This is a genomic window from Pseudomonas brassicacearum (assembly GCF_918698105.1).
Classification (GTDB): Bacteria; Pseudomonadota; Gammaproteobacteria; order Pseudomonadales; family Pseudomonadaceae; genus Aquipseudomonas; species Aquipseudomonas brassicacearum_F.
The window spans coordinates 50,131-56,754 of the sequence record NZ_CAKKMI010000042.1 but is presented as its reverse complement, the minus strand read 5'-3'; the positions used below and the strand labels follow the sequence as shown (position 1 = coordinate 56,754).

The window sequence follows — 6,624 nt, the reverse complement described above, 5'->3', positions numbered from 1 at the left end:
CCGCATAACTGCCCCCATGAATCTGCCCCTTGCAGCCAACCACGCCATGGCCGGCTTCCACCCCGCCGTTCGCGCCTGGTTCAGCCAGACCTTCCCGGCGGTCACGGCCGCCCAGGCCCGGGCGTGGCCGTTGATCGGCCAGCGTCGTTCGACCCTGGTGGCGGCGCCTACCGGCTCGGGCAAGACCTTGACGGCGTTTCTCGCAGTGCTCGATGACCTGGTGCATCGCGGCCTGGAACAGGGCGGCCTGCCCGACCAGACCCTGGTGGTCTACGTCTCGCCGCTCAAGGCCCTGAGCAACGATATCCAGATCAACCTGCAAAATCCCCTGGCCGGCATCACCGAGCAGTTGCGACGCATGGACCTGCCGCCCCTGCACATCACCACCGCCGTGCGTACCGGCGACACACCGCAAAAAGAACGCTCGGCGATGCGCAAGACCGCGCCGCACATCCTGGTGACCACGCCTGAATCGCTCTACGTGCTGCTCGGCTCCGACTCCGGCCGACAGATGCTCGCCAGCACCCGCACGGTCATCGTGGACGAAATCCACGCCATCGCCGCCAGCAAGCGCGGCAGCCACCTGGCCTTGAGCCTGGAACGCCTGCAAGCCCTGTGCGCCGAACCGCTGATGCGCATCGGCCTGTCGGCCACGCAAAAGCCCATCGAAGCGGTGTCACGTTTTCTCGTCGGTGAGGGACGCACCTGTGAAATCGTCGACATCGGCCACGCCCGCCCCCGGGACCTGGACATCGAGGTGCCGCCAGTGCCGCTGTCGGCGGTGATGGCCAATGACGTGTGGGAGCTGGTCTACAACCGCCTCGCCGAGCTGGCCGGGGAACATCGCACCACCCTGGTGTTCGTCAACACGCGGCGTTTGGCCGAACGCCTGAGCCGTCATCTGAGCGAGCGCCTGGGCAAGGACGCCGTGGCCGCTCACCACGGCAGCCTGGCGAAAGAGTTTCGCCTCGACGCCGAACAACGCCTCAAACGCGGCGAACTGAAGGTGCTGATCGCCACCGCGTCCCTGGAACTGGGCATTGATATCGGCGATGTCGACCTGGTGTGCCAGATCGCCTCGCCCCGTTCGATCTCGGCGTTCCTGCAAAGAGTTGGACGCTCTGGGCACCAGGTCGGTGGCACGCCCAAGGGACGCCTGTTCGCCACCACCCGCGACGACTTGATCGAATGCGCCGCCCTGCTCGACTGCGTACGCCGTGGCGAACTCGACATCCTGCACATCCCCAAGGCGCCGCTGGATGTACTGGCCCAGCAGATCGTCGCCGAAGTCAGTTGCCAGGAATGGTCGGAACAAGCGCTGCTGGAAACCTTGCGTCGTGCCTCGCCCTACGCGGAGCTGGACGAAGGGCATTACCAGGCGCTGTTGCAGATGCTCGCCGAAGGCCTCAATGGTCGCCAGGGCGTGCGCAGCGCCTACCTGCACCGCGATGCCGTGACCCGGACCTTGCGCGGGCGTCGGGGCAGCAAGCTCACGGCCGTGACCAGCGGCGGCACCATTCCGGACAATGCCGACTACAGCGTGCTGCTCGAACCCCAAGGGCTGAACATCGGCAGCGTCAACGAAGACTTCGCGGTGGAGAGCATCGCCGGCGACGTGTTCCAGTTGGGCAATACCTCGTATCGCATCATTCGCGTCGAGACCGGTCGCGTGCGGGTCGAGGATGCCCAGGGCCAGCCGCCGACCATCCCGTTCTGGCTCGGCGAAGCGCCGGGGCGCAGCGCCGAATTGTCCCTGGCCGTGGCGCGCCTGCAAGCCCAGCTCGATCAACTGCTCGGCGCCACGCCGGGCAACCTGCAACCGGCCCTCGATTGGCTCACCGGCACCTTGCAACTGAACCTGGCCAGCGCCGAACAATTGGTGGATTACCTGGCTCCGGCGCGCCTGGCCTTCGGCGCCCTGCCGTCCCAGGACACGCTGCTGATGGAGCGGTTTTTCGACGAGTCCGGCGGCACGCAACTGATCATCCACACGCCCTTCGGCAGCCGTATCAACCGCGCCTGGGGCCTGGCCTTGCGCAAACGCTTCTGCCGCACCTTCAACTTCGAATTGCAGGCCGCCGCCAGCGAAGACGCCATCGTGCTCTCGCTGTCCACCAGCCACAGCTTCGAGCTGGACGAGGTCTGGCGCTACCTCAACAGCCACAGCGCCGAGCAGATCCTGGTCCAGGCGGTGTTGGATGCGCCGCTGTTCGGCGTGCGCTGGCGCTGGAACGCTGGCGTGGCCCTGGCCTTGCCGCGTTACGCCGGCGGGCGCAAAGTCGCCCCGCAGATCCAGCGGATGAAAAGCGAGGACCTGATCGCCAGCGTGTTTCCGGACCAGATCGCCTGCCTGGAAAACCTGGCCGGCGAGCGGGAGATCCCCGACCACCCGATGGTGGAACAAACCCTCGACGATTGCCTGCACGAAGCCATGGACAGCGAAGGTTGGCTGACGCTGTTGCGGCGCATGGAAGCGGGCGAGGTTCGCCTGATCAGCCGCGACCTGCCGGCACCCTCGCCGCTGGCGGCGGAAATTCTCAGCGCCCGCCCCTACACCTTTCTCGACGACGCGCCGCTGGAAGAACGGCGCACCCAAGCGGTGATCAACCGACGCTGGAGCGATCCACAGGCCACCGACGACCTTGGCGCACTGGACGCCGAAGCCATCCAGTCGGTTCGCGATGAGGCCTGGCCGACGCCGGCCAATCTCGATGAAATGCATGAAGCGTTGATGAGCCTGGCTTGCATCGCCGACAGCGAAGCCGACGCCCACCCATCGTGGCTGGATTGGTTGCAGGCCTTGGCCGCCAGTGGTCGCGCCAGCCATCTGCAGATCAGTGCCGAGCGTGGCCTGTGGGTGCCGCTGGAGCGCCTGACCTGCCTGCAAGCCCTTTATCCACAGGCCCAATGGCAACCGCCGTTGACGCCCCTGGCCGGTTTCGATGAAGCCTGGGACAGCGACGAAGCCCTGGTGGAAGTGCTCCGCGCCCGGCTCAGTGCCTTTGGCCCGCTGCCGTTGAAGGCCATCGCCTACCCGCTGGGAATGTCGACCCCGCAGGTCACCCAGGCACTGGCGCAGCTTGAGCAACAAGGCTATGTGCTGCGCGGACGGTTCACGCCGGGCACCGGCCAGGAGGAATGGTGCGAGCGGCATTTGTTGGCGCGCATCCATCGCTACACGGTCAAGCGCCTGCGCCGGGAAATCGAACCGGTGATGTTGCAGGACTTCATGCGCTTTTTGTTCGACTGGCAGCACCTGTCGTCGTCCACCCAGGGCCGGGGCAACGCCGTGCTGCCGTCGATCCTCGGCCAGTTCGAAGGCTTCCCGGCCGCTGCGTCAGCCTGGGACAGCGACCTGCTGCCGGCGCGAATCAAGGACTACTCGCCCAGTTGGCTCGATGAGTTGTGCCGCAGTGGCAAGTGGGTATGGACGCGCCTGAGTGCGCGCCAGAAGCCTAGCGCCAGCGCCCTGCGCAGCACGCCGGTGGTGTTGCTGCCGCGCACCCAGGTGGCGTTGTGGAGCAGCCTGGCCGGGCAAACGGCCCTGGATGAGTTGTCGCCCAAGACGCAAAAAGTCCATCAGGCCCTGAGCGAGCATGGCGCGTTGTTTTTCGACGAACTGGCCCACGAAGCCCACCTGCTGCGCAGCGAACTGGAAATCGCCTTGCAGGAACTGGTGGGCGCGGGTTTGGTGAATGCCGACAGCTTTGCCGGCTTGCGCGCGCTGATCACCCCGGCCAGCAAACGCCAGGCCCGCAGCAGTCGGCGCGGGCGCGGGGCGTTTGTCGGCGGCATGGACGACGCCGGGCGCTGGGCCTTGCTGCGCCGCAGTCAACCGGCGCCCGTGGACGGCAACCGCCCCGCGCCCACGCCGCCCGACACCCTGGAGCACATCGCCATGACCCTGCTGCGCCGTTACGGCGTGGTGTTCTGGCGCTTGCTGGAGCGCGAGGCCGATTGGTTGCCGAGTTGGCGTGAGCTGCTGCGCACCTTTCATCGCCTGGAGGCGCGGGGCGAGATTCGTGGCGGGCGCTTTGTCAGCGGGCTGGCGGGAGAACAGTTCGCCCTGCCCGAAGCCATCCCGCTGCTACGCGAAACCCGCCGCCGCCCCACCGACGGCAGCCTGGTGGCGGTGTGCGGCGTCGACCCGCTGAACCTGGCGGGCACCTTGCTGCCGGGGGCGAAAGTACCGGCACTGGCGAGTAATCGGCTGGTGTATCGCGATGGTTTGCCGGTGGCGGCGCAGATTGCCGGCAAGCAGCATCTATGGGTGGAGTTGGATGCTCAAGGGATGGCTGAAGTTAAGAGCAAGCTGATTCAGAAAGTTTGAGGGTGCCTGTGCTGGCCCTTTCGCGAGCAGGCTCGCTCCCACATTCGATCGCATTCTTTCTGAAGGAACTCGGCCAACTGTGGGAGCGAGCCTGCTCGCGATGAGGCCGGCAGATCACCACTAAACCTCATCAACTACTGAGATTGATCAGGCACCTCTTCCCCCGCTTTTTGCTCCTCGACCAACCGCTTGGGCAACACCACCTGCTGTGGATAAGTCTGCGCAAAGTGCACCGCCGGATGGTTATCCACAAGCTTCTTCAACTGCTGGTTGAACGCCCGGCTCACCGCATATTGCCCGCCGGATACCGTGCGAAACTGCGCCGTGAGCACCACGCCGTTGAGGTCCATCTTGTCCACGCCGAACACATCCAGCGGCCCTTGCAGGTTGAATTTCAGGAACGGGTCTTCGGCAATCGAACGCCCGGCCTCGCGAATCAGCTCGATGGCCTCGTCCACATCGGTGTCATAGGTGAACTGCACGGAGAAAAACGCAAAGGCGAATTGCCGGGACTGGTTGGTCACGGCCTTGATCTGGCCGAACGGCACCGAATGCACGAAGCCCTTGCCGTCGCGCAGGCGCAGGGTGCGGATGGTCAGGCCTTCGACCGTGCCGGCGTGGCCGGAGCTGAGCACCACCCAGTCGCCGATGGACAGCGTGTCTTCGATGATGATGAACAGCCCGGTGATCACGTCCTGCACCAGTTGCTGGGAACCGAAACCGATCGCCAGCCCCACCACCCCGGCACCGGCCAACAGCGGCGCGACGTTGATGCCCAGGTTGGCCATGGTGGTGATTGCGCAAATCACCACCAGGATGATTTTCGCCGCATTGCGCAACAGCGGCAGGATGGTCTTGATCCGGGTGCTGGGCTGGCGGGCCCCGCGCTTGTTCAGCGGCGGTTTCAGGGCTTCCTGGATCGCCGTGTCGAGCACCACCCATGTGAGCCAGGTCATCAGGAAGATCAGGCCGATGCGGCTCAAGGAATCACTGATCGCCCGGCCTACGGCATTGCGCGAGGCGAACTCGAACGGGGAAAACCCCCAGATCCGCCCGAGGACTTCAATGAACACCACCGCCATGACGATGCGCAGCATCGCGTGCAGCAGGCTCAACAGGCGGCCCTTGTAGGCGCTGTTGCGCTGGATGGCCTCGGCCTTGGGCGACTTGAAGACGTGCTGGAACACCGTGCTGAGGAACACCGTGGCGATCAGCAGGATGGTGGTGAACAGCGCACAACGCAGGGCTTTCTGGTTGTCCTCGCCGACACCGATCAGGCTCACCGCCGACACCAGCACCATCAACAGGATCGGCCAATACCAGAGCCCGGAGAAAATCCGCAGCGACTCCTGCAAGGCCGGTTGCTTCAAGCGCTGGGCCAGCGGGCGATTGCGGATCAGGTGCGCCACGGGCCGGCGCATGCGAATCACCAACCAGCCAAAGATCACCGAGGCGAACAGGCCGGTGAACACCGCGATGCTGCTGGTGATGTTGCCGCCCAGTTGCCGGGCGATCTGCGGGCTGGTCAGGGCATCGCTGAGGGCGGCGAGAAAGCCGATCATGAACAATGGCCGGGGGCTGAAGCGTCGGATCATCGCCACCGCCCGGCGTTTGTGGCCGGCGTTGAACATCACGATCACGCACAGCAACACCGAGGTGGAGAAAATGCCGCTGCTGGTGGCGTAGGCGAAGCACAGCGCCAGGGCGCGACCGACCGAGACCTGCAGGAAGTGGCTGACGTAGAGGGTCAGCGGCAGGCAAATCAACGCCGCAGCGGTGTACGGCAGCAGATAACCGAGGAGGTCGCGCACGCGCTGGCGGGTGCGCAGCCAGCGGCGCCGGCCCAAATGGCGCAGCAGCAGCCGCGCCCCCGACCAGATCAGTGCAAAAGCGCCGATCCAGACGCTCGACAACAACAGGAAATCCCCCGCCACGCGCCAGGACGAACGGGACGTCTGGTCCACCAGCCGGTCCACCTCATCCGCCGCCCGGTCCGCCCGCAGGCGCCAGGCATCCACCAGGCTCTGGTTGAGCTCAAGTTTGTCCTGGACGTCGTCGATGCTCGAACAGATGGCCCCCAATAGACCGCCCTGCACCAGCGGCGCGGGCTCGGCGGGAGGTTCACTGGGCTGGGAGGTGCCAGGGACAGCGACGGTCCCGTAGGCGCTGGTGCCAGTCATCGCCAGCAGGCACAGCAGCAATACAGTGCTCAATCGAGACAAAACGCGAGGCTCCTTCACACGGGATGGGTAAGGAACTGATCAATAACGGGCGGGCAAGTTCGCTCGAATGAT

At 65.4% G+C, this 6,624-nt stretch carries 2 protein-coding genes; one reads left to right on the top strand and one right to left on the bottom strand.

What is annotated here, in order from left to right; genetic code table 11:
- Positions 1-16 precede the first annotated feature (16 nt).
- On the top strand, positions 17-4,330 hold the full coding sequence (locus tag LQ215_RS17495; RefSeq protein WP_230151681.1) for a DEAD/DEAH box helicase: 4,314 nt from the start codon (positions 17-19) through the stop codon (positions 4,328-4,330).
- 134 nt (positions 4,331-4,464) lie between these two features.
- Here LQ215_RS17495 and LQ215_RS17490 read toward each other — a convergent pair whose 3' ends face one another.
- Positions 4,465-6,552: a mechanosensitive ion channel family protein gene (locus LQ215_RS17490; protein ID WP_230151679.1), complete on the bottom strand. Its 2,088-nt coding sequence runs from the start codon at positions 6,550-6,552 to the stop codon at positions 4,465-4,467.
- Positions 6,553-6,624: the final 72 nt, after the last annotated feature.

What these genes read in the sequence shown, in the direction of transcription:
- LQ215_RS17495 (WP_230151681.1), top strand. Translation starts at nt 17, where the DNA reads ATGAATCTGCCCCTTGCAGCCAACCACGCCATGGCCGGCTTCCACCCC.